This is a genomic window from Hwanghaeella sp. 1Z406 (assembly GCF_048892425.1).
Classification (GTDB): Bacteria; Pseudomonadota; Alphaproteobacteria; order UBA8366; family Aestuariispiraceae; genus Pacificispira.
On record NZ_JBLZHU010000001.1, the window covers coordinates 101,531 to 122,594 of the forward strand.

General features: G+C 52.4%; 20 protein-coding genes. 12 read left to right on the top strand and 8 right to left on the bottom strand.

Going from position 1 to position 21,064, the window contains the following annotated elements:
- Position 1: 1 nt before the first annotated feature.
- From ACOSDR_RS00480 to ACOSDR_RS00525, 10 genes are all read left to right on the top strand, one after another.
- Positions 2-1,531, top strand: coding sequence for an acyl-CoA carboxylase subunit beta (locus tag ACOSDR_RS00480; RefSeq protein ID WP_420730047.1), 1,530 nt, complete (start codon positions 2-4; stop codon positions 1,529-1,531).
- 32 nt (positions 1,532-1,563) lie between these two features.
- A complete protein-coding gene (locus tag ACOSDR_RS00485; protein ID WP_420730048.1) occupies positions 1,564-1,785 on the top strand; it encodes a biotin/lipoyl-binding carrier protein in 222 nt (73 codons plus the stop codon).
- A 35-nt stretch (positions 1,786-1,820) separates the two neighbouring features.
- Positions 1,821-4,055, top strand: coding sequence for an acetate--CoA ligase family protein (locus tag ACOSDR_RS00490; RefSeq protein ID WP_420730049.1), 2,235 nt, complete (start codon positions 1,821-1,823; stop codon positions 4,053-4,055).
- Positions 4,052-5,110 (top strand): SDR family oxidoreductase, encoded by a 1,059-nt coding sequence (locus ACOSDR_RS00495; protein WP_420730050.1) that lies wholly within the window; start codon positions 4,052-4,054, stop codon positions 5,108-5,110. The genes ACOSDR_RS00490 and ACOSDR_RS00495 overlap by 4 nt, the downstream gene beginning before the upstream one ends.
- Before the next feature lie 169 nt (positions 5,111-5,279).
- Entirely contained in the window at positions 5,280-6,506 is a 1,227-nt protein-coding gene (locus tag ACOSDR_RS00500) for a TRAP transporter substrate-binding protein (protein ID WP_420730051.1), read from the top strand.
- Positions 6,507-6,598: 92 nt separating this feature from the next.
- Positions 6,599-7,120: a TRAP transporter small permease gene (locus ACOSDR_RS00505; protein WP_420730052.1), complete on the top strand. Its 522-nt coding sequence runs from the start codon at positions 6,599-6,601 to the stop codon at positions 7,118-7,120.
- Positions 7,121-7,129: 9 nt separating this feature from the next.
- Positions 7,130-8,413, top strand: a complete 1,284-nt coding sequence (locus ACOSDR_RS00510) for a TRAP transporter large permease (RefSeq protein ID WP_420730053.1) — start codon at positions 7,130-7,132, stop codon at positions 8,411-8,413.
- Positions 8,414-8,479: 66 nt separating this feature from the next.
- Positions 8,480-8,953, top strand: a complete 474-nt coding sequence (locus ACOSDR_RS00515) for a DUF3237 domain-containing protein (RefSeq protein ID WP_420730054.1) — start codon at positions 8,480-8,482, stop codon at positions 8,951-8,953.
- Positions 8,931-9,971, top strand: coding sequence for a YeiH family protein (locus ACOSDR_RS00520; RefSeq protein ID WP_420730055.1), 1,041 nt, complete (start codon positions 8,931-8,933; stop codon positions 9,969-9,971). The genes ACOSDR_RS00515 and ACOSDR_RS00520 overlap by 23 nt, the downstream gene beginning before the upstream one ends.
- Before the next feature lie 47 nt (positions 9,972-10,018).
- A complete protein-coding gene (locus ACOSDR_RS00525) occupies positions 10,019-10,777 on the top strand; it encodes a TSUP family transporter (RefSeq protein WP_420730056.1) in 759 nt (252 codons plus the stop codon).
- On the opposite strand, the gene ACOSDR_RS00530 is transcribed toward ACOSDR_RS00525, so the two are convergent.
- The 3 genes from ACOSDR_RS00530 to ACOSDR_RS00540 are packed head-to-tail and all read right to left on the bottom strand — an operon-like array spanning position 10,774 to position 14,497.
- Positions 10,774-11,157: a carboxymuconolactone decarboxylase family protein gene (locus tag ACOSDR_RS00530; RefSeq protein ID WP_420730057.1), complete on the bottom strand. Its 384-nt coding sequence runs from the start codon at positions 11,155-11,157 to the stop codon at positions 10,774-10,776. The genes ACOSDR_RS00525 and ACOSDR_RS00530 overlap by 4 nt on opposite strands.
- Positions 11,158-11,169: 12 nt before the next feature.
- Entirely contained in the window at positions 11,170-12,798 is a 1,629-nt protein-coding gene (locus ACOSDR_RS00535; protein WP_420730059.1) for a GMC family oxidoreductase, read from the bottom strand.
- Positions 12,799-12,802: 4 nt separating this feature from the next.
- Positions 12,803-14,497: a thiamine pyrophosphate-binding protein gene (locus ACOSDR_RS00540; RefSeq protein ID WP_420730060.1), complete on the bottom strand. Its 1,695-nt coding sequence runs from the start codon at positions 14,495-14,497 to the stop codon at positions 12,803-12,805.
- 194 nt (positions 14,498-14,691) lie between these two features.
- Here ACOSDR_RS00540 and ACOSDR_RS00545 point away from each other — a divergent pair, with 194 nt between their 5' ends.
- Positions 14,692-15,408 carry a GntR family transcriptional regulator gene (locus ACOSDR_RS00545; RefSeq protein ID WP_420730061.1) on the top strand — a complete coding sequence of 239 codons (717 nt, stop codon included), beginning with the start codon at positions 14,692-14,694 and terminating at the stop codon, positions 15,406-15,408.
- 30 nt (positions 15,409-15,438) lie between these two features.
- Positions 15,439-16,260 carry an N-acyl homoserine lactonase family protein gene (locus ACOSDR_RS00550; protein ID WP_420730062.1) on the top strand — a complete coding sequence of 274 codons (822 nt, stop codon included), beginning with the start codon at positions 15,439-15,441 and terminating at the stop codon, positions 16,258-16,260.
- A 497-nt stretch (positions 16,261-16,757) separates the two neighbouring features.
- Here ACOSDR_RS00550 and ACOSDR_RS00555 read toward each other — a convergent pair whose 3' ends face one another.
- From ACOSDR_RS00555 to tnpB, 5 genes are all read right to left on the bottom strand, one after another.
- Complete coding sequence (locus ACOSDR_RS00555; protein ID WP_420730063.1) at positions 16,758-17,435, bottom strand: hypothetical protein; 678 nt, start codon at positions 17,433-17,435, stop codon at positions 16,758-16,760.
- 187 nt (positions 17,436-17,622) lie between these two features.
- Entirely contained in the window at positions 17,623-18,519 is an 897-nt protein-coding gene (locus ACOSDR_RS00560) for a hypothetical protein (RefSeq protein ID WP_420730064.1), read from the bottom strand.
- A gap of 592 nt (positions 18,520-19,111) precedes the next feature.
- Complete coding sequence (locus ACOSDR_RS00565) at positions 19,112-19,753, bottom strand: hypothetical protein (RefSeq protein WP_420730065.1); 642 nt, start codon at positions 19,751-19,753, stop codon at positions 19,112-19,114.
- Positions 19,754-20,187: 434 nt separating this feature from the next.
- On the bottom strand, positions 20,188-20,400 hold the full coding sequence (locus ACOSDR_RS00570) for a helix-turn-helix transcriptional regulator (protein WP_420730066.1): 213 nt from the start codon (positions 20,398-20,400) through the stop codon (positions 20,188-20,190).
- 375 nt (positions 20,401-20,775) lie between these two features.
- A complete protein-coding gene (gene tnpB, locus ACOSDR_RS00575; protein WP_420730476.1) occupies positions 20,776-20,919 on the bottom strand; it encodes an IS66 family insertion sequence element accessory protein TnpB in 144 nt (47 codons plus the stop codon).
- Between the last annotated feature and the right edge of the window lie 145 nt (positions 20,920-21,064).

The following is a 21,064-nucleotide window of genomic DNA, read 5'->3' on the forward strand; positions in this document are numbered from 1 at the left end:
AGTGGCGTTTGAGGATGTCTTGGATGAGTATGCGCAACGTAAACAGGTCGCTTATGCCATGGGTGGATCAGATAAGCTTGCGAAACGACGCGAGCAGGGTCGGCTGAATGCGCGTGAACGCTTGGATGTTTTGCTGGATGAAGGCTCCTTTTTTGAGTCCGGTCTGTTTGCGAAAGGTATCCGCCCCGAGGCACGTCATAAGACGCCAGCTGATGGTAAAATTGCGGGATTTGGGCGTGTAGACGGCAGAGAGATCGCCGTTATTTCAAACGACTTTACCGTCGTTGGCGCCACAAGCAGTGCCGTCAATGGAAAGAAAATCCGCCATATGCGTGAAGTCGCATCGAAACGCGGCCTCCCTCTCGTTTTTCTAGGAGAGTCCGCTGGCGCACGCATGCCTGACCGCATGGGCGCGGCAGGTCGCGCAATGCTGGGACAGGATGCTGCAGAATATTTGCGGGATCGCAAAACACCCTGGGTCTCCGCATTGCTGGGCGATTGTTACGGCTCATCGACCTGGTACGCCTGCATGTCGGATTTTGTCGTGATGCGCAAAGGCTCAACGCTGGCCGTGGCCAGCACGCGGGTGACTTCCGTCGCGATTAATCAGCCGGTTGAAGCCGAGGATCTGGGCGGGTGGCGGCTTCATACTGGTAGCACTGGTCTTGTCGACTTGGCGGTGGATACCGATGAGGAAGCGCTTGAAGCGGTTCGTGTATTCCTGAGCTATCTTCCCCGGCATAACAGCGAAATGCCGCCACGACAGGAAGCCTATTCCGAGCCTGAAAAGTCGGCTGATCATATTCTGGAGATTCTTCCTGAGACACGAAACGCGGTTTATGATGTGCGCGACATTCTACGCTGTGTTGTCGATGGTGATTCGCTGTTCGAGTTGAAGGCAAGGTTCGGCAAGTCAATTTGTACGTCCTTGGCACGAATTGAGGGTCGTTCGGTCGGCATCCTAGCCAATAATCCAAAATTTAAGGGTGGTGCCATTGATGTCGATGCCATGCGCAAGGCTGTAAGCTTCCTTGTGCTGTGTGATTCATACAACGTGCCCGTTGTATTTATGGTTGATCAGCCAGGGTTTCTGATTGGGATCGATGGGGAGAAGCGTTGGGCACCCGGTCGGATCATGAATTGGATGAATGCGATCAGCCTGGTTAGCACGCCGAAGATATCAGTGATCATGCGTAAAAGCTATGGGCAGGCCTACCTGAACATGGGGGGCGGCCGAAACTCCGATGAAGTTCTGTCTTGGCCAATGGCGGATCTGGGCTTTGTGGATCCTGCTCTTGGCGTCCAGATGCTTCACAAAGTGAAGCGCAGCGAGGATCCAGAGCGCTTCGACGAATTGTTAGCAGATTTGAAGCAGGATTCCACAGCTTACTCTCTCGCTGAACTCTATGAAACGCATGCGATTATTGATCCGCGGGAAACACGGCAATCGCTGGCTCGCTTGTTGGAAGTGCATGCTCTGAAGGGTGAAGTTGGTGAGCATAAACTAGCTACTTGGCCAACATCCTATTGATCTAATCGGATTGATGAAACGAAGGAGCCGTCATGGCTGAATTTGAAGTGAAAAGTGATATTGCCGGGTCCGTATGGAAAATCCTGGTTCAGCCCGGGGATGAAATTGCTGAAGACGACACTCTGGTAATCCTGGAATCCATGAAAATGGAGATCCCGGTCTCCTCTCCTGAAGACGGCGTCGTGAAGAGCCTAGCCTTGAAAGAAGGTGACGCCGTTGTGGAGGGGCAGTTGGTTTTGGTTCTGACAGTTTGATGAACGGCATTTATAATTTAAAGTGAGATGACAAAATGGGGAAAGCAGAATCCAATCTTAAGGACGCGATCACGCAGAAGGACCCACGGTCAATACTAGCGTGGGCGCGTCAACAGGGGTTCGCCGCACTGGATGAGCAAATCGGAAAGACGGTTCTTTCCGGATTCGGCGTCTCAGTGCCAAAATCCGATGCTGGTGCTACGCCTGAAGAAGTCCGGCAGGCCGCACTTCGGCTTAAGCCCCCATTTGCCGTGAAAGTGCTTTCCTCCCAGGCATTGCATAAAAGCGATCTCGGAGGCGTGCGTCTGGGGCTAAAATCTGCCGATGAGGCTGCTGCCGCGGCGGATTCTATACAAAAGAATTGGCCTGCTGGTGCGCCCACCATTGAAGCATTTCTAGTCGAGGAAATGGCCCCTGTTGGACAGGAGATTGTGATCGGTGGATTCCTGGATCCGCAATTTGGTCCCATCCTAATGGTTGGGTTTGGGGGTGTGTATGTTGAAATTTTTGCCGATGTAACATTCCGGATATGTCCGATCAGTCGGGATGACGCGGTATCCATGCTGGATGAGCTGACGGCGAAGCCACTACTGGATGGTGCACGCGGTCAGCCCCCTTTGGATCAGGATGCGCTGATTGATGCGTTGCTGCAGGTTGGTGGCGCGGATGGACTTTTGGTGCAGTTGCAGGGTGAGATTGCGGAACTTGATATCAATCCGCTGATTGTCAGTCAGAAGGGCGCCGTGGCGGTCGATGCCCTAATAGTTCTGTCGGATGGGTTGCGCGGTTCCAACGTTCTTGCGTCGTCGGCATCCATCGACTTTGCGCCGCTCTTCAGGCCGAAAACGGTTGCAGTTGCGGGTGTTTCATCATCGGGTATAGGACCTGGAAACCGTTTCATCGCGAATTTACGGACGATGGGATATTCGGGCGAAATCTATCCGATCCACCCTAAAGCAGAGACGCTGGAAGGTTTGACGGCGTATCGCAGCCTTGGGGAAACTCCACAGCCGGTGGACTATGCCTATATTGCGGTGCCGAAAGACGGCGTTGCCGACCTGCTGAAATCTGCAAAATCGCGAGTCCAATTCGCGCAAATTATGACAAGTGGATTTGGTGAGGGTGGCGCAAATGACCAAGGTCAGGATGCGCTGATGGCAGCGGCTCGTGAAGGGGGAGTCCGCATTTTAGGGCCAAACTCTTTGGGCACACATTCACCAAAAGGCGGAATAACTTTTATCGAAGTCGACAAGGCGGAATCGGAAGCCGGCTGTGTTGGTGTCGTTTCTCAAAGCGGTGGAATCGGGATTGATTTCGTCCGGACCGGCCAGGGACGTGGGATACGGTATTCGGGTGTCGTAACTGTCGGGAACAGCGCCGATATCGGACCAAATGATCTTTTGGAATATTTTATAAACGATCCGGATACGTCGGTCATTGGGATGTATCTTGAAGACATCGGCGATGGTCGCCGGTTCTTTGATCTGTTGCGTGCCGCACAAGGGTACAAGCCGGTTGTCCTGCTAAAGGGGGGGCGAAGCAGACAGGGACAAAAGGCAGTTATGTCCCATACCGGGGCCTTGGCTGGGGATTTTAAAACATGGCGCGCGCTGTCGGCGCAAACTGGATGCGTTCTCGTCGATACGATTGAGGATCTGCTAGAATTTCTGTTGCTCTTTCAAACAATTACACCTTCTGAAGATCACGTGAGCACCCGCCTCGCACTATTTGGAAATGGCGGTGGGGCAAGTGTCGTTGCGACAGATTGTTTTGTCGATTCAGGTTTCGATCTCGCGGAATTTTCAGATCAGACGTCTGAAAGATTGAAGCAGCTTGATATTCCGGATGGAGCCAGCACAAGCAACCCAATCGATTTTCCCGCAAATGCCTTCAATCGTAGCTGTGGGAAGGTTGCTGACAGAATACTACCCATTCTTTTTGGGGATACTGGGACAGATGCGATTCTTCTGCATCTGAACCTTCCTGTTTTGGTCAGTTATCGCGGCAGCAATATCGTGCCAAATATTATTGATGCGGCAATTAACCACCGTCGTATTGCGAAGCACAATTCACCGCATCTGGTAATTGTTATGCGCTCCGATGGGTCTGAGGAAGTGGACAGTGTTCGCAGAGAACAGCGTCGTCGTGCAGTAGCTGCCGGTGTTCCGGTATTTGACGATTTCGCAGTGGCGGCAAAGGCCTTGGGTGCCATGTCTCAGTTTGAGTCATTTCATAAGGCACGGCGAAATAATGAGGACAGAGCCGCATGAACGGAACAACGGATACCGCACTGGTTGTTGGTGCTGGCGGCGTCGTCGGACGTCCGGTACTGGACCATTTTGCGCAGCAAGCGGGTTGGTCTGCGATTGCTGCATCGCGCGTTCCACCGAAGGTCGGTGCGGGTATTCGAAGGGTCGCTATAGATCTACAGGATCCTGAAGATTGTCGGCGTCAGATCGCGGAAAACCGAGATGTCAGCCACATCTTTTTCGCAGCCTATAAGCCCGCGCCAGACCCTATAATGGAAGCCGAGGAGAATCTTTCCATGCTGGTCAATCTAGTGGCGGCGCTAGAGGCAGAGGCATCCGCATTCCAGCACATCAATTTGGTCCATGGCCAGAAATGGTATGGAAATCATCTTGGGCCTTATCGGACGCCCGCCCGGGAAGATGATCCCAGGCATATGCCCCCAAATTTTTACTATGACCAGCAGGATTTTATTGCTGAGCGTCAGAAAGGCAAAGACTGGAACTGGTCTTCTGTACGCGTGCAAGCGCCCTTGAGCTTTTCTGTGGGAAGTCCGATGAATCAGGTTCTGATCGTTGGTGTTTATGGATCAATATGCCGCGCCCTTGGTCAGCCTCTTCATTTCCCCGGCCCATCGGGTTGCTTCGATGCGCTGTATCAGGTGACGGATCCCGGTGTTCTGGCTAGGGCAATGCAGTGGGTCGCAACACAACCAAGTTGCGCAAACCAGGCTTTCAACGTCACAAACGGCGATTTGTTCCGGTGGCGGAATTTATGGCCGCACCTTGCGGAATTCTTTGGTGTGCCCTGCGGTGAAGTACGAACCCGATCCCTCGTCGACATGATGGGGAACAAGGGGAAGGTATGGGATCAGATCGTTAAGGAGTACAACTTAAAGAGTTATGAAATGGAGCAATTGGTCAACTGGAGATGGGGTGATTTCATCTTCGGCAGTGAATTTGACAACGTCTCATCGACTATAAAAATAAGAAAAACCGGGTTTTCAGACTGTATGGATAGTATGGAGTGTTATATAAATTCTCTGGAAAAACTACGGGCAGAAAAAATAATTCCGTAATTGTTTTAGCTTTTTCCAGAGGTGCGAATTCAACCGTTGATTGTTTTGACGGTTGTTGATGTGGTCTGGGGCGCAGCTGTGCACCTGGGCTTTCATTTCAGCGCGGACGGGACGAGCCTGCCGTGCGACTTAAAGCCGGGCAATAAAAGTCTGGCAAAGGGAGGAAGCGATGAAAGAACTTTTTACAAATGTATCTCGGCGGGATTTGATAAATACCGTCGGTCGGTTTGGTATGGTTTCAACGATGCTGGCTGCAACTGGAATGGTGGGCGCAATAACGGCGCCGCGACTTGCCGCAGCGGCTGAAGATGCAAACAACAAACGCTATACCAATGAACCCAAATACAAACTGCGCTTTGGCGGCGCGGGATACAATGCGGAGCGGTTGAAATACGTTCATGTTGGATGCCTTGACTTCATTCGGGATCTGGAAGAGCGGACAAATGGCGCCATCCGAGTTGAGTTCATCGGTGAAAACCAAATCTGTAATGAATTGGATTGTGTGAAGAAGACCCAGCAGGGGATCATCGACATATTCACCTCTTCAACTCAGAATGCAGCCGGTGGGGCGCCTTACTACAACGCGCTTGATTTCGCCTATATGTTCCCAAGCCGGGCATCCTTCTATCACTTCCTCTATCATCCCAAGAGCGAGGTTCTGTTCCGCGAGCCGCTTCGTCGTCTCCATAAAGTCCAGTTCTTGTTCACGATGTATGAAGCCCGCGGTCTGATGATGGGGTTAAAATACAAGGATCGTCCGACCATTACGACTTTGGAGGAGCTACAAGGCGGTAAGAACCGGGTGACGGGTTCTCAGCCGGGACGGATTGCAATGGATCTGATGGGTTTGAACCCTGTTCCCGTCGCCTGGGAAGAAACCCTTGATGGTCTGAAACAGGGCCTGATTGATGGGGCTGAAACCTGGATGTCGGCGGTTGCCGCTTTCAACATGACCCCCGTGGTTTCCCAGGCTGTTGATCTGCGCTTCTTCTGCGGCGCGGAACATGCTGCCATGAATTCAGATGTCTTTGACAAGCTGGAGCCTGAATACCAGGATGCGGTCATGGAATCTGCGTATTTTACTCAGGCACGTATCCAAGGCACGCATGAAGCCGCCCTGGTCAATCTGGTCGGCGCGACGAACCCACCAATGCCGGGCACGACGTTCGACCAGTACGGTGTTCGCGTTGCTACTCTTTCCGACGAGGAAATCGCCAAGGCTGAACGGTTATGTGCGCCTGAATTTGTTCCAGAGCCCTGGGAAGAGTGGCGTGAACGGATCAATGAATGGTCCGGCGGCCATGATGTGTATTCGGAAATTCACGCGATTGCGCGTGAAATCGATAAAAAAACCCTCGCGCAAAACGTTAATCCACAACGTTGGTGGAAAGCCTGATCTAGAGTGGGCGGTGAGGCGGTAATTTGATCGCCTCACCGTTCTTTCATCTGATTAGAAGAACAATTTAAAACGCAGGGGAGATGCCAAGAATGAAAAAGGTCATCCTATGGCTCGATGATAATTTGGAGCCGATCCTAATTTACGTCGCCTATGCAATGATGGCCGGTCTGGTCTTTGAACAAGTGGTCCTTCGCTTTCTGTTCAAGACGCAGGTCGCCTGGAGTGCAGGCGTAGCGATCTATATGTTTATCTGGGTGACCTGGCTGGGTGCTGCGTACAATGTACGTAAACGTTCGCATCTCACTTTTGGAGAAATACGCTCTCAAATGCCCTACGTGATGCAGTTTTTTTGTTTGCTGATTGATGCTGTGCTCTGGGTGTCTCTCTCGGTTGTGGTGATATACTACGCCTTGGGTCAGATAGAGCTGCTGCAAATGAATTTCGCGTTTGTGCCTGGCACAAGCAACTTGATGCAGTGGTGGTTCTATCTGATTATGCCGCTGGGCTGGGGCCTGATCATTTTGCGCGCCCTTCAGAACCTCTGGCAGGATATTGCGACCTTCCGTCGACGAGAGCCATTCCAGCTAAATTCACAAGCGATCGCAGAATAGGAGACAATCATGGAAAATGAACTGATTGTTCTCGTCTCTGTTTCCGCTGCTGTACTGTTCATCATCGGTGTTCCAATTTTTCTTATCATCGCTCACTGGGTCTTATGGACTAGTATCATCATCGATTTCACGCTTGCTAATCTTAGCCTCACGCTGTTCGAGGGAATTAATTTCTTTGGATTGCTTGCGCTACCACTGTTTATTTTAACTGGTGACATCATCAATGCTGCGGGAATTGCAAAGCGGTTAACAGATTTCGCCTATGCCATGCTGGGATGGGTTCGCGGTGGTCTCGGTCTTGCGGCGCTTGGCGCCTGTGGGATGTTCTCGGCGATCTCAGGATCAAATGCGGCGACGACCGCAACGATCGGATCGATTATGTATAAGGAATTGAAGGAGGGAAAATATGACGACCGTTTCTCGGCCGCGACCCTGGCTTCGGGTGGGGTCGTCGGGATTATCATCCCGCCCTCCATTATCTTCGTCATATATGGGTTCTTGCTGAATCTGCCAATTGGTGACCTGTTCATGGCAGGGCTCATACCCGGTGCGCTGATGATAGTTGGAATGCAGATTGTCTGTCTGTTTATGTCCTGGAAATTCGGGTGGGGTAAAATTATTCCGTTTGAAGTTGGTAACTGCGCCCGAAAGGGTCTGCGCGCCTATCTGGGTTTCGTAGCAATAGGGATCGTATTGCTTGGTATCTATGGTGGGATATTTTCGCCGACGGAAGCCGCTGCAATGACCGTGGTGTTTGGTCTGTTGGCGGGAACACTTATTACGCGCGAAATCAAGCTTCTGGCTATCCCAAAGATATTGCTTCATTCCGGGCAGGTTGCTGGTCTCCTGGTTCCTTTGGTTGCCGTTTCAATCGTGATGCAACAGATACTGTCGATCATTGGCGCACCAGCATTCGTGGCGGGGTTATTCGATGGGATCAATGGCTACTACGCTACCATGGCCGTTTGTATGGCGATAATTCTGATCACGGGATGTTTTCTGGAAAGTGTTCCTGTTGTTATAATTCTGGCGCCTATTCTTGCCCCGATTGCTTACAGCATCGGCGTCGATCCGGTCCATTTTGCGATTATCTTTGTCACCGGAACAGCAATTGGATTCATCACACCACCCTTTGGCCTAAACCTATTCGTTGCCAGCAGTATTACCAGCGTGCCGTTCCTGCGCGTAGTACCTTTCGTAATTCCATACCTCATCGCGTTGATGTTGGCCTGGTTCGCCATTGTTAACATGCCTGAATTGTCAACCTATCTGCCATCAATAAGTGGCATGTAATTAGGCAAACCGGTGTGTCTCTATTTGCCCTGCGCGTCATGCGCAGGGTGGATTTCTCAACATGGAGTGAGTGTCATTTTAAAGCCGCAACTCAAATCAGCGTATTTGGGAGAACTTAGATTAGAGTTTGCGCACTCGCATATTGTCGGGGAGACCCCATTAGGAACGCGCAGAGTGGACTGCTTTGACAGCGGTCATTTTATCGGGCCACGACTAACTACCCGCGTTATACCCGGCACCAGTGATTGGATATTAGGTGGTCAGGATTTGGTGTACCGACCCGATGTTCGGGTGTGCCTGGAAACCGATACTGGGGAGATGATCCTAATGTCTTATCGCGGCATTCGTCGCGGATCGCCTGAGGTAATGGAACGGTTCGCGAAATCGCTGCCTGTGGATCCGGATAGTTACTATCTGCGCAGTTTGATTCAGTTTGAGACCGCGAGCGCTCAGTATTCGTGGTTGAACGAGTTGGTGGCCGTTGGTGTTGGCCGACGCAAGCCAAAGGTGACAAGTTATGATGTTTTTGAAATCCTCTGATGAGCGGTCAGATTATGCACCATGGTTGCGACTAAGGGCTCTGTTTTCTGTCATTTCGGTTTTTCCGGGCCTGGCCGTGACCTGTATAGTGGGCCTTGCGGCCGCATTCGTTTCGGACCAGTACGGCGGACCGATCATGGTGTTCGCTCTGTTGTTTGGGATGACACTCAATCCAATGGCGAACAGTCCGAATTTTGTACCAGGCATCACGCTGGCGACTACGCATATCATCCGGACCGGCGTTGCTTTGTTGGGGGCCCGGATAACCTTAGATCAGATATCCTCTTTGGGGCTGGTGCCGATAGTCGTGGTCGTGGTGGGCGTCATCGTAACCATTCTTTTCGGCATGGTCGTGGGTCGTGCCTTTGGCTTGAGCCAACGCTTTGGCGTGCTGACGGGCGGTGCTGTTGCGATCTGCGGTGCCTCGGCCGCTCTTGCCCTGTCCGCTGTTCTGCCTAAGGGACAGAATGACGAACGCGATACAATCTTTACCGTTGTTGGAGTCACGACATTAAGCACGATCGCAATGGTTCTCTATCCCCTGTTAACAGCGATGTTGGGCTTTGACGATCGGACAGCCGGGATTTTTCTTGGTGGCACCATCCATGACGTCGCCCAGGTGGTTGGCGCGGCCTATATTATTTCCGATAACACAGGGGATGTTGCGACCTATACCAAGTTGTTGCGGGTGGCGATGTTGTTGCCGGTTGCCCTGGCACTAGGCTTTGCCTTCAATCGGGGCAGAGGTGGCGGGGAAAAGAAAGCCCGCCCGCCGTTGTTCCTTTTCGCGTTCTTCGCGTTGATCGGTCTTAACAGCGCGGGACTGATACCGGCGGAAGTTGCGACCTTGCTTGCTGATGCATCAAAGTTGTGCCTGATTGTTGCAATCGCGGCATTGGGGATCAAAACGTCACTGATGGGCCTAGTCCGCATCGGCGGTCCAGCAATTGCCCTTATCATTTTAGAGACTGTCATGCTGGCCGTCCTTGTGTTTGGAATAATCACTCTTATCGGATGATTGACCGGTAAAATTCGCCAGAGATACACTGGCTGGGAGGCCGTATCATGCTGCCGATTTGGGACCAGGTTCTGTTTCTCTGCGTCGTTGCTTTCGGGTGCTACATTCAGGCAGTCACGGGCTTTGCATTGGGGCTGATCGTTATCGCCCTTTCCGCCCTTTTTGGGATTATGTCGATTGAATTGGCTTCTATTGTTGTAACCGTTATCACGCTATCGAATGCGAGCGTGGCGTTATGGCAGAGTGGATGCCAGGTCCGTTGGAGTCGCATTATCCCCTTAGTCATTGCTTCGGCGCCAACGATCTATCTAGGTTTGTTGTTGCTCAATGAAATGAATGATGCCAGCCAGGAACTATTACGGATACTGCTCGGGGTGACCATCGTTGGCTGCAGCCTTATGCTGGTTTTTAACCCGAAACCCCTTGCAAAGGAATCCAGCCTTGTAACCTTCGGTATGCTTGGCTTCACCTCGGGCATCCTTGGAGGTCTATTTGCCGCCTATGGACCACCTCTGATCTTTCAGTTTTACCGTCAGCCTTTGCGGCTCTCTATCATCCGAGATTCGTTGTTGATGGTTTTTCTGATTTTGTCGTTGGAGCGCATCGGATTTCTTGTTCTAGAGGATGCAATGCCGATGCAAGCCTTATTACAGGCGGCCTTAGCATTGCCCGTCACATTGACCTTTACGCTGTTGGGCGGGAAGCTTCCACCGCCGCTGAGTGATCAGGCAATGCGGCGTCTGGCGTTTGTACTGCTCATGCTCGCAGGGATTGGGATTATCGTACCATCCCTGCTCGCTTACTAGGTGGGCGCGTCAGCATCCGTTTCCAGTTTCTTCAGTTCCTCGGCCAGGATTGGTAAGGCGATGTTGCAAGAATGTATTCCCATAACTGTGGTCAATTGAATTGTCTCAAGTATCTCCTCGCGCGTGGCACCAGCCTTTAAGGCGTTCTGGATATGTCGGCGAACCCCAGGCGCGTAAAGATGTGTTGTCGCCGCATTGATCGCAATTAAAATCAATTCTTTCATCTTGGGCGCTAAGGGCCCATTACGTTGCGGTACGCTCCGAAACGCCAGATATGCTTCCAGGAATTCCGGATCGAACTCCCGGAATTGCTCCCAGAGCGGATTCCAGTCGCCCTTTGTTATATGGTCTTCCGTGTTCGGATAACATGAGTTGGCCATTCTGTGGCTCCTTTATCGCTTTCGTGCGACTTCCAACACCAAGTCAGCGCCACGTTCACCAACCATTATGGCCGGCGCGTTAGTGTTGGATGATGGGATTGTTGGAAACACGGACGCATCGATGACACGCAGTCCTTCTGTGCCATGAACCCGCAATTCAGAGTCGACTACCGCATTAGCCACAGAACCAATCCGGCATGTGCCGACAGTGTGCCATGCGGTCTGGCCCGTGCGTTTTGCATAATCCAGCAATGCGTCGTCCGTTTCGTACTCAAGCCCCGGCAGATGCTCCTGAACAATAACTTTGCTGAAGGACGGCTGGCGCGAAACCTTGCCTATGAGTTTCAGGATATCAACAGCTGCAGCGGCATCTTCCGGTTCAGTGAAGTAATTTGGGGCAATGCAGGGCAGAATTGTCGGATCCGGTGACTGGATATGGACGCTTCCACGGGATTTAGGGAGCAGTTTGAACCCACCAACGGAAAAGCCGGAAAAGGAATCGATGCCGCCCAGCTTGCTTCGCGAGTACCTGTCCTTGCCGCTGATCTGGTACAATCGGATCATCGCATCTGGTCGTTGGGCGTCGGTGCTGGCCCGGGTGATTGCATGCGCCGTCGAAGATGTACCGGCGAACAGACCTTTTCGTGTCAGAAAATACCGCATCGCCTCGAACATCCTGATATGGAAGTGACAGACGATATCGTTGATTGTATGCGCCGCGTCGGTCTGATATGTCCTTCGAACCTGCAAGTGGTCACTCATATTCTCCCCGACGTTAGGATTATCCACAACAACGGAGATACCTAGATTTTTAAGTCGTTGCGCATCACCAATGCCGGAACATTCAAGCAGATGCGGGGACATAATTGCGCCAGCAGAAACGAGGACTTCACTGCGGGCATGGGCCATTCGTTTTGCGCCATTCTGCTGATAGGCGACACCGGATGCCCGGCGACCGTCAAACAGGATGGCGGTCGAGTATGCGTTTGTTTCAATTTTTAAATTAGATCGCTTGCTCGCATCACGCAAATAGGCAGTGGCTGTTGACCAGCGACGACCGTTGGAGGCTGTTTGCTCAAGATACCGCACCCCTTCATAACTGATGGCGTTATAGTCAGGTGTTTCTTGAATTCCGACTTCTTTGCACCCCGCGATGAACGCGTTAGATAAAGTATCAGGGGCGCGTTCTTTCAGATCAGTGATCCGAACCGGCCCTGTTTTCCCACGTTTTGGATCGACTGCGGCTGGGTTCGATTCCATCCGTTTAAAGTATGGGGCAACATCTTCGTAACGCCATCCGGTGACACCATCCTGAGCCCAGGAGTCATATTCGTCTGGGTCCCCCCAAAGATAGGCCATGCCGTTTACGGCGCTGGACCCCCCTAGTACTTTTCCGCGTGGCGAATAAATCCGCTGACCGGCCAAATGCTCCTGTGGCTCAGATTCATAGGGCCAGACATAGTTAGCATTCGTTAATAATTTGCCCACGCCTAGTGGGATGTGGATCCAGGGATTCCGATCTTTTCCGCCTGCTTCAAGCAGCAGAACACTGTACTTTCCGTCTTCGGTCAGTCGTCCAGCCAAGGCCGCGCCAGCGGACCCGGCGCCGACTATAATATAGTCATAGCTATCCGTCATCATCGCCTCAGAACTTCTTTTGGGCGCGGTGTGTGAAAGAATCACGTCGGAAACTGTACAAGGCCTTCGGGTCAACCTGCACATCGATCACGGCTGGCTTTCCGCAGTTCAGGGCGGCTTGCACAGCTTCACCCAGGGCATCGATCCGATCCACACGGAAACCCGCCGCCCCATACAGTTCCGCGACCTTGTCAAAGGGCGGGCTGTGAATATCGGCGCCGATATAGCGTTCCGAAAAGAAGTCCCGCTGATAGGCTTTTTCTGCTCCCCAGCATCCATTGTTCAGAACAATGACGACAGTTTGAATGTTGTGCTGCACGGCGGTGCTGAGTTCACTCAGCGTCATGCCGAAACCGCCATCCCCCATCAGACTGACGACGGGTCGATCTGGATTGGCCAGTTTAACGCCCAACCCGCAGGCGAATGAGAATCCTACAAGACCAAAGTCGAGAGGCGTGAAGAGAGATGGGCTCTGCCAGTAGTTCAATGCATCTGTTGCTTGTAGACAGAGAGTACCGGCATCCATAGTGACGGCGGCGTTCTTTGGCAGCACGTCGCGTAGAACTTTGAAGACTCCCGATGGCTGAATGGGTTCACTCATTACGGCCGATGCGTCCCGACGGGCCAGATGATCAGCACGCTCTTCCTTAAACTGAGTCAACCAGGTTTCGGCAGCGGCAATGCATTGGTTTGCGTCCAACTGAGTGGAAATCTGATCCGCTACTGAGGCAGCATCCGCCCAGATTCCCAATTCAATTGGGAAATAGCGACCAATTGCTGTTGGTTCTATTTCAACATGAATGATCGCGGCGTCACGATTTATGTTGTCATAGGTATAGAATGTTGAGTTGAATCCCAGGCGTGTCCCAAGTGCCAATATCACGTCCGCTTCCTTTACCAGACGCGAGGCAACAGGGTTTCCGCGCGGGCCCATCTGTCCTGCGTTTAGTGGGTGTCCAAATGGGATCGCATCACCATGGCCAGGCGACGTCGCGACTGGGCATTGCAGGCGTTCCGCCAACTTTAGGACGGATTCATATCTGCCATTATATTTTATGCCTCCCCCGGTGACGATGACGGGGTGTTTGGCGTTCGCCAACAGTCTTGCTGCGTTCTCTATACTTTCTACGGGCGCTGCCGGAGCAGTTTGTACGCGATAGCTTACCGGTGTCGGTTGGGGGTCGAATGTCGCCTGCCCGGATAGAACGTCCCGCGGTAGATTGATATGGACCGGCCCCATGCGAGGGCTGAGAGCAACACGAAAGGCTTCGCGCAGGATCTCCTGAACCCGGTTTGTGGAGGGCACGCTCCAAGTTTTTTTTGTGATTGGTGTAAAGAGGGACTGTTGATCCACTTCTTGGAATGCATCGCGATAGAGATGCCCGGAGGAAATCGCGCCGGCGATAGAAATCACTGGGGAATAGGCGGCTTTCGCCTGGGCTAGACCGGTGACAAGGTTGGTCGCACCTGGTCCGTTCTGTCCCGCAAGGATGATGCCTGGCTTGCCGGAGGCGCGGGCGTAGCCGTCAGCCATATGTGTTCCAGTACGCTCATCCCGAACTCCGATCATCTGAATGTCGTGCGCATCGTACAGCGCGTCAAACATCTCCATGGTCGCGGAACCGATCAGCCCGAATACATGTGAAACCTTCTCATTCTGAAGTGCGGCAACGGCAGCCTGTCCACCTGTCATTTCAGTCATGTTGGGGTCTTTCTCTATTTCAGATTCATCGATTTGGTTCGTTCAACTCTTCATTTCCGGACCATAGTAGATTATAAACAAGATTGCCAACAATATTGTTTATAATCTATAAAGAAATGAATAGAGCCTTTAACGACGGCTGTCGTGGGTCTATCTCGGTAGGGAAGGTAGATCTTTAGAAAGGAAGTCGGAGTATGAAATTCTCGGTCGATGGAGTTCTTGATGAGCCACCCGCATTCAGTGATAAATCGGATAGGAAGCGTCGAGATGGGGCGACCGCTGAGCAGGTGATGGATATTCTCCGAGCTCGCATATCCCGCCATGATCTGAAGCCCAATCAACGTATTCAGGAAGTCCTGATCTCTTCTGAGTTTGAAATTTCAAGAGCGCGAGTTCGTGAAGTTTTGGGAATGCTGGAACAACGCGGCTTGGTAGAAAGAATTCCTAACCGTGGCGCTGTGGTTGCTCAGCTCAAAGCAAAAGAGATTTTTGAGATATTTGATGTGCGGGAGGTTCTGGAGGGACTGGCTGTTCGACTTGCCACACAGAATGCGCCGGATGGCACCTGGGACGATATAATTGAAACATTCGGGCCGTCGATGATTGAAAAGATCAAAGGGGGTGAAATTGAAATTTACCTGGATGCACTGGATGAACTGCGCGACCGCACATTGCTGTGGGCAGATAGCGCACATATCTCGCATTTTCTTGATCTTGTTCTGGACAAAGCCCGTGTCATAGCCCAACGCGTGACCTTGTTGCCCGGTCGGGCGGAAGAGGGCTGTGTGATGCATCACACAATGCTGACCCATATGGTGGCACGGGAAACGGAAGAAGCAGAGCGCTATAAGCGAGAAATTATACGGACGGCGCGCGCCTGTTTGGAGCGTTATCAAAGTCTCGTCTTTTAGAGTGACGGGGAGGAAGCGGAGTTTAGTCAAATGGATCAGGTATGGGAAGTCACCGCTCTGAAATATGCGGAACGCCGGGATCGGACCCGCGTAGAAAGTTTTCTTTTTGAAGATGATCACGATTCGCCGCATGACATGGACTATTTTGTTTGGGTCCTGAAATCGGGAGAGCGGATAATTCTGGTTGATACCGGATTTGACCTGCGCGAAGCCACTCGTCGGAATCGCCCGATACAACGTGATGCTGCCACTGCCGTTTCTGAACTTGGCATTTCCCCAAACGCGATCAACGAAGTGATTATTACGCATCTCCATTATGATCACGCGGGTGGCTTGGCGCGTTTCCCGAATGCTGTCTTTCACTTGCAGGAATCAGAAATGGCCTATGCCTGCGGTCCATGTATGGCTCATGCACCGCTCAATCTTGCTTATGCCGCGGACGATATTTGTGATGTTGTAAAGCAGGTCTATTCCGGGCGCGTGATTTTCCACAATGGAGAGGGACAAATCGCGCCCGGCGTGACCGTGCATCTCGTGGGAGGGCATACGCGGGGATTGCAAGTCGTCAGAGTGAAGACTCAATCTGGATGGCTTTGTTTAGCCTCGGACGCCGCGCATTACTACGAGAATTTTTTGCAAAAAAGGCTGTTTCCCCTTGTTGTGGACCTTGGGCAGATGCTTGCCGGATTTGATAGGATTCAGTCCCTGGCTTCATCACCGAGCCTTGTTGTGCCCGGTCATGATCCCATAGTCGGCGACTTATTCCCCAAATTCGATGGAACCCCAGACTTCGCCAGACGTCTTGATTTGGGGCCATCCAGAGATCCGAATACGATTTTCTCGGATAAGTAAGCAGGTTATCGTGGGAAGGAGCATTTACGCTTTTGATGGCTTCTGAACCTACACATATCTCTGCCGTTCGATGAATTTGGCTGATTAGAAACTCCGAATGTACGAAGTGTGAAAGATAGGCCGTTTCTTTAACTGGAAGTAGGTCGCGTCAGCCGATGCTCATCTCGATATGATCTGTCTGAAGTAAGTGCCTGCGGAACAAATTAATGTAATTGCATAGGACAGGGTTTCTAAATCATTGCAATGACCCGAAGGCGAATGAAGATAAAACAGAGATAGCAAACATGATCGATTCTTTTCAGCATTGTCATACCCTCGAATTCCCGCCCATATTTTTGATCATGCTCGGCAGTCAAGCAGAATATTGACTGGGATGATGGGAGTTTCGTACACACCGCCGCCGATCCTGAATATCAATGCTAGCAAACTTGGTAATCTGTTCTGCCAGCAAAATCTTCCGCGGTATTATCGATTCTCAAATGATATGCGGTTAATCCTCAATGCAGGATAATCTCACAAATTGACAGACTATTACCACTCTTCGTCTGGACACTTCGGACACTGCTGACGCAGGGGAACGGGGCGGAGCCCTGATTTTTGTATGTGCCCCTATAGGCCAGTTCTATCCGATAAAAGCTATCCAGACGCTCTGGACCGACCGCCAGAAGGTTCGTCAGGATTCGGGCATTGGCGCTGGTCGCGGCACGCACAAGGTCGAGCCCCGGCCGCTGCAGCGCCGCCATCGCTTGCAGCAGATCGCGACCTTCCTGGGTGCCCAGATACTCGATTGTCGTTTTGTCCAGGCCGGCTCGCTGTTCCGGTGTCAGTAAAAGCAGCCAGCGCAACAGGGTCGGTGCCCTCCCGACAGCGTTAACAGCGTCGTTGATCAGGACAAGAACCGGACCAATCTTGGATTCAGGCAGGTTGGCGATATGACGAACAAATATCTGGATGGCGCCATCCTTGCCGATCTGGGCCTCGCCCTTGAGGCCTGTCCATTCCGGCAGGTAGTGTCGCCATTGCGTATCTCCGACCGGCCGATCCAGCTTCATCGTCAATGCCATGGCCTCGTTGGAGAGACCCTGCCGGGCTTCCAATTCCGGTTCTGACAGATCAAAGCGATCCAGCCCGATGGCCTGCAATCGCTCGAGAATCTGACGTTCACTTCCGCTCATAGAACGGAGATTGTCGAGATGATCGGAAGGAGGTTGTAACCTCCATATCACCGCACCGAGCACGATAGCGCCTAGAAGGAAACTCCCAACAAGTTGACTTAGCAGACGTCGTGACTTTTCCCTGATACGCATTGCCAACTCTTGTTTGGCTATTTCCGCTACTCTACCCAACGGAACGGGCAATTGACTATTCATCGTCACCTCCCTGCTCATGTGGAACCAGTCCAGCAATGTGGAAACTTTCGATGGCGTGCGAGATCCATTGCAGCAGATCCGCCCGCGCGCCGCTGGCCGCGAACATGTCGAGATGAAACTCCTGCGCCACATCCTGAGTGGTCATTGGGATGATGGAGCGCAGGGGTGTGTAATTGCGTTCCAGAGAGGGCCATATCTCGCTGCGGCACTGTGGCAGGCGGACGATCTTCAGACCTGCATTGTGCTTCATTGCGCTCAGTCGCTCGAAATCACCACTGCTGCCATATCGCTCGAAACCGCCGCTGGCTTCGTTCAGGACAAGTATGCGGGCTGCAATCGGAAGGAAGGCATCCTCCCGGATGGAACGCTCCAGGACGGCAAGTGCATCTTCGATAGCCTGCGCCTGCGCGCGGACCGGGACGACAAGGACAATCTGTGGCGCCTTTGCGCTGCGGAGCACTTCCCCGGCATTGCGGGCATGGGCCCAGTTCCAGACCGTATCCACCAGGTTCGCACCGATATCGACAAGTGCATTGCCTGAGGCCAGAATGCTGCCGAGTTGGTCCCAGTGGGAAACAACTTTCGACGAATCCGACCGTACCGCATCGAATTCCGCGCCGATACCGAGTTCCAGGACAGAGCCACGATGGATCTTTCCAAGTTTTGACACCGCCTCGGCGGTTGACGAATCTGCGGAGGCGAGAAACTTGGAAAGCCCAGCCTGTTCGAAGGCGAGGGCAATCAGCTGGGTGATAAGGGTCTTCCCCTGACCCCCGGTCCTGTTGCATACAATCACAGAACAGGATTTAGGATCAATCTTCTCACCCCACTGTGGTGAGGTAAGGGTCCGGTACAGTCTTTTCGATGAGGATGTGTCGTGCTTAGTCATTTTAGCTTCCTTTATATGTCAGGTATCGAGGAGATCGGAGAGGCCACGTATCGGCTTTTGTTGCGGACTATCCCGGGGCCTTGACCGCATGTTCTGGATCAAGGGTTTTGACGGTATCGGTCCGGTAACAAGGTTGTCTGCGCTAGGTTGGCTGGTTGCTTTGTTTGGACGCGTTCGGGTCCGGGATAGGAGCGATCGCAACTGGCTGCCAGTCACTGGTCCACCTGATTTCCATCGCAGGCCTTCGCCCGAAAGCAGTTCCGCGACATTGGACCAGGTGCCCAGTTCCGCATGGAGTGTCAGGAGCAGATCGCGGTTCAACCGTACGAACGGCCCCACGCCCTGACGCAGACTTTGTTCCCGCTTTTGGGTGGCAAGCTCTTCCGCTGCTCGCTTCAAGCGGATATCGAAAGGCTCTTTCATGGCAGCGCCCCGGAATTCGCTGCGCAGATCGATGTGCGAGTTGCTGCGGTTTTCGCTGTGGCTCGCGCTGTACATAATGATGCGGTTGCCGCTGCGATAAGGTCCCCTGATTTGTGAGAGGGACTTACACCGTATCGCACTACATGTTTGGCCCAGGGCATCATTCACCTCACATCTCGAAATCGTCGCGCACGCGCCGACGCTTTTTGCGGGGTGGTGTGACTGGGCGAGGGGGTTCGAAGGGGACAACGGGCGGCGGAGGCGCCTCACGCTTGACCTCTTCCTCTTTGACCTCATTGTCCGAGGCGACTTCAATCTCCATCTCGAACGGACAGGCTTCGTTAAGCCGTTCCCGAATGCGGTGCATGGAAACGCTTCGCCCTGTTTCAGGAGAGGGAAGGGCGATAACTGCATGGAGATGCACCGATGGGGTACTTGCAGCAGCCGGAATGTTTGGTTGATGAAAGGCCAGAAGGGTCACTCTATCCTGTACGCCAAGCGCATCCGTCGCAGCGAAGAACGACTGAATCAGGGTATCTTTGGTATCTTCCAGATACCGGCCTTCCTCCGCTCGGGAGGGAGAGAAGGTGAGGTGCAGGACTGTGTGCTTCAGGTCGTCGCGAGTCTTCGATATTTCCAATACGATCTGCATGGCCTCAGAGGCTTTCATGGGCCCTAGTACCGATAATCCACTGTTCAGCAGATAGATGTCCGTTACTTTGGTATCGTCCTGATCGTCATGGGCTCCTGTGCGGAGCACATAGCGCAGTACATTGGCGGCGGTCCGCCCGCGTGTTTCACGGGTGATCATGATTGTTGATCCTTTCTATGATGGTCGCGACAAGGCGCGGGTGAGGGGTGTTCGGTGGTGGCAGCAGATGGGGGTCCAGCACGGAAGCGATTGACCCACCGCCCGTTCGTGCACGGATATGACGTTTGATAAGTGTGGCCGCGTGGATCAGCAGGGTTCGGGCAAGCCCGCTGTTCTCCTCGTTGGCTTTGCCAGATACGATCAGAGAGTGGGCCGCCCGAGTAAGGACAATAGTATCGGCTATTGAATGGTGCCTCGCATTATGCCGTGTCTTCGATTTCTCAGATGAGCGACGTTGCTTTGAGCTGCTTTGGCCCAAAAGCATCCATTCTATAACTTCTGTGCGGGAGCAGCCTAGCTCAATACAAAGCAATTCCAGCGCAGCTAGTGCGTCCGAGCACAGCCGAAAACTTGTTGGATTGCGGGCCATGGCTCTAGCCCGCTGTGGATGTACGTCTTTGCTTTTCGAGCCATTCCTTTAAATCCTCAAAAGGATATCGAATGGCTCGACCTCCCACTCGATAGAACGGCGGGCCATCCGATCGTCGAACACGCCAAGCTGCGAGAGTTGCTGGAGATACATTTAAAATATGCGCTGCTTCAATTGGTTTAAGAAGCAAACGGCATTCTTCAGAGTCTTGTGTCATGTGGATATACTCCGATGTGGTTGGTCAACACCGTGTATCCTACGCCTCACGCTTGCAGTTCTGGGCATGCACAAAGTTGCAAATTGTTGCACCATATAACCCATTGAGAAGAAATGTATTTCTGACTTGTGCTTTTCGTTAGCAATGCAGAATAAGAGCTTTGTGCACTGAAAACGGTTCAACACGCGGATGACCGGTCTGCGTCGCAGCGCTGTTGCATCGCTTCGGCGCCAGCAGGGTAAGCGCACTGGCAAGGTCATCGGGAAACTGTTTGCATGCGGTGCTCATGATAGGATGGAATTACATTCGATTTCGCCAGGCCAGTGCTTTCACTCATCCCGCTGACATTGACCGCCAAGTTTTCTGCGGCATCTATCAATCGATACCTTCCAGCAGATAACTGACCTGTGCGGACGTGAGCACCACTGACCTATCGGATGCCAACCGCCAGTTGAAACGGCCGAGTTGCAGTTTCTTCGCGAACAAACAAAGGACTGTTCCTAGAGTTTGTAGTAGGATTTCTGATGTTCCTCACCTCCGCAAAATCCGGCCCTCGTCGCAGGGCTATTGCCAAGACCATCGGTTTTTGGAAGCTGTTCGAACAGATTTTATAATTTTCCGCCATCGTCACGGATGCCGATTTCAATGTCATTTGATCGATAAT

Bases quoted from the DNA above. Each gene is read 5' to 3' on its own strand.
- ACOSDR_RS00570 (WP_420730066.1), bottom strand. From the start codon at position 20,400: ATGACACAAGACTCTGAAGAATGCCGTTTGCTTCTTAAACCAATTGAA.
- ACOSDR_RS00535 (WP_420730059.1), bottom strand. From the start codon at position 12,798: ATGATGACGGATAGCTATGACTATATTATAGTCGGCGCCGGGTCCGCT.
- ACOSDR_RS00525 (WP_420730056.1), top strand. From the start codon at position 10,019: ATGCTGCCGATTTGGGACCAGGTTCTGTTTCTCTGCGTCGTTGCTTTC.
- ACOSDR_RS00495 (WP_420730050.1), top strand. From the start codon at position 4,052: ATGAACGGAACAACGGATACCGCACTGGTTGTTGGTGCTGGCGGCGTC.
- ACOSDR_RS00490 (WP_420730049.1), top strand. From the start codon at position 1,821: ATGGGGAAAGCAGAATCCAATCTTAAGGACGCGATCACGCAGAAGGAC.
- ACOSDR_RS00530 (WP_420730057.1), bottom strand. From the start codon at position 11,157: ATGGCCAACTCATGTTATCCGAACACGGAAGACCATATAACAAAGGGC.
- ACOSDR_RS00550 (WP_420730062.1), top strand. From the start codon at position 15,439: ATGGATCAGGTATGGGAAGTCACCGCTCTGAAATATGCGGAACGCCGG.
- ACOSDR_RS00505 (WP_420730052.1), top strand. From the start codon at position 6,599: ATGAAAAAGGTCATCCTATGGCTCGATGATAATTTGGAGCCGATCCTA.
- ACOSDR_RS00485 (WP_420730048.1), top strand. From the start codon at position 1,564: ATGGCTGAATTTGAAGTGAAAAGTGATATTGCCGGGTCCGTATGGAAA.
- ACOSDR_RS00510 (WP_420730053.1), top strand. From the start codon at position 7,130: ATGGAAAATGAACTGATTGTTCTCGTCTCTGTTTCCGCTGCTGTACTG.
- ACOSDR_RS00540 (WP_420730060.1), bottom strand. From the start codon at position 14,497: ATGACTGAAATGACAGGTGGACAGGCTGCCGTTGCCGCACTTCAGAAT.
- ACOSDR_RS00520 (WP_420730055.1), top strand. From the start codon at position 8,931: ATGATGTTTTTGAAATCCTCTGATGAGCGGTCAGATTATGCACCATGG.
- ACOSDR_RS00565 (WP_420730065.1), bottom strand. From the start codon at position 19,753: ATGATCACCCGTGAAACACGCGGGCGGACCGCCGCCAATGTACTGCGC.
- ACOSDR_RS00545 (WP_420730061.1), top strand. From the start codon at position 14,692: ATGAAATTCTCGGTCGATGGAGTTCTTGATGAGCCACCCGCATTCAGT.
- ACOSDR_RS00560 (WP_420730064.1), bottom strand. From the start codon at position 18,519: ATGACTAAGCACGACACATCCTCATCGAAAAGACTGTACCGGACCCTT.
- ACOSDR_RS00500 (WP_420730051.1), top strand. From the start codon at position 5,280: ATGAAAGAACTTTTTACAAATGTATCTCGGCGGGATTTGATAAATACC.
- ACOSDR_RS00555 (WP_420730063.1), bottom strand. From the start codon at position 17,435: ATGAGCGGAAGTGAACGTCAGATTCTCGAGCGATTGCAGGCCATCGGG.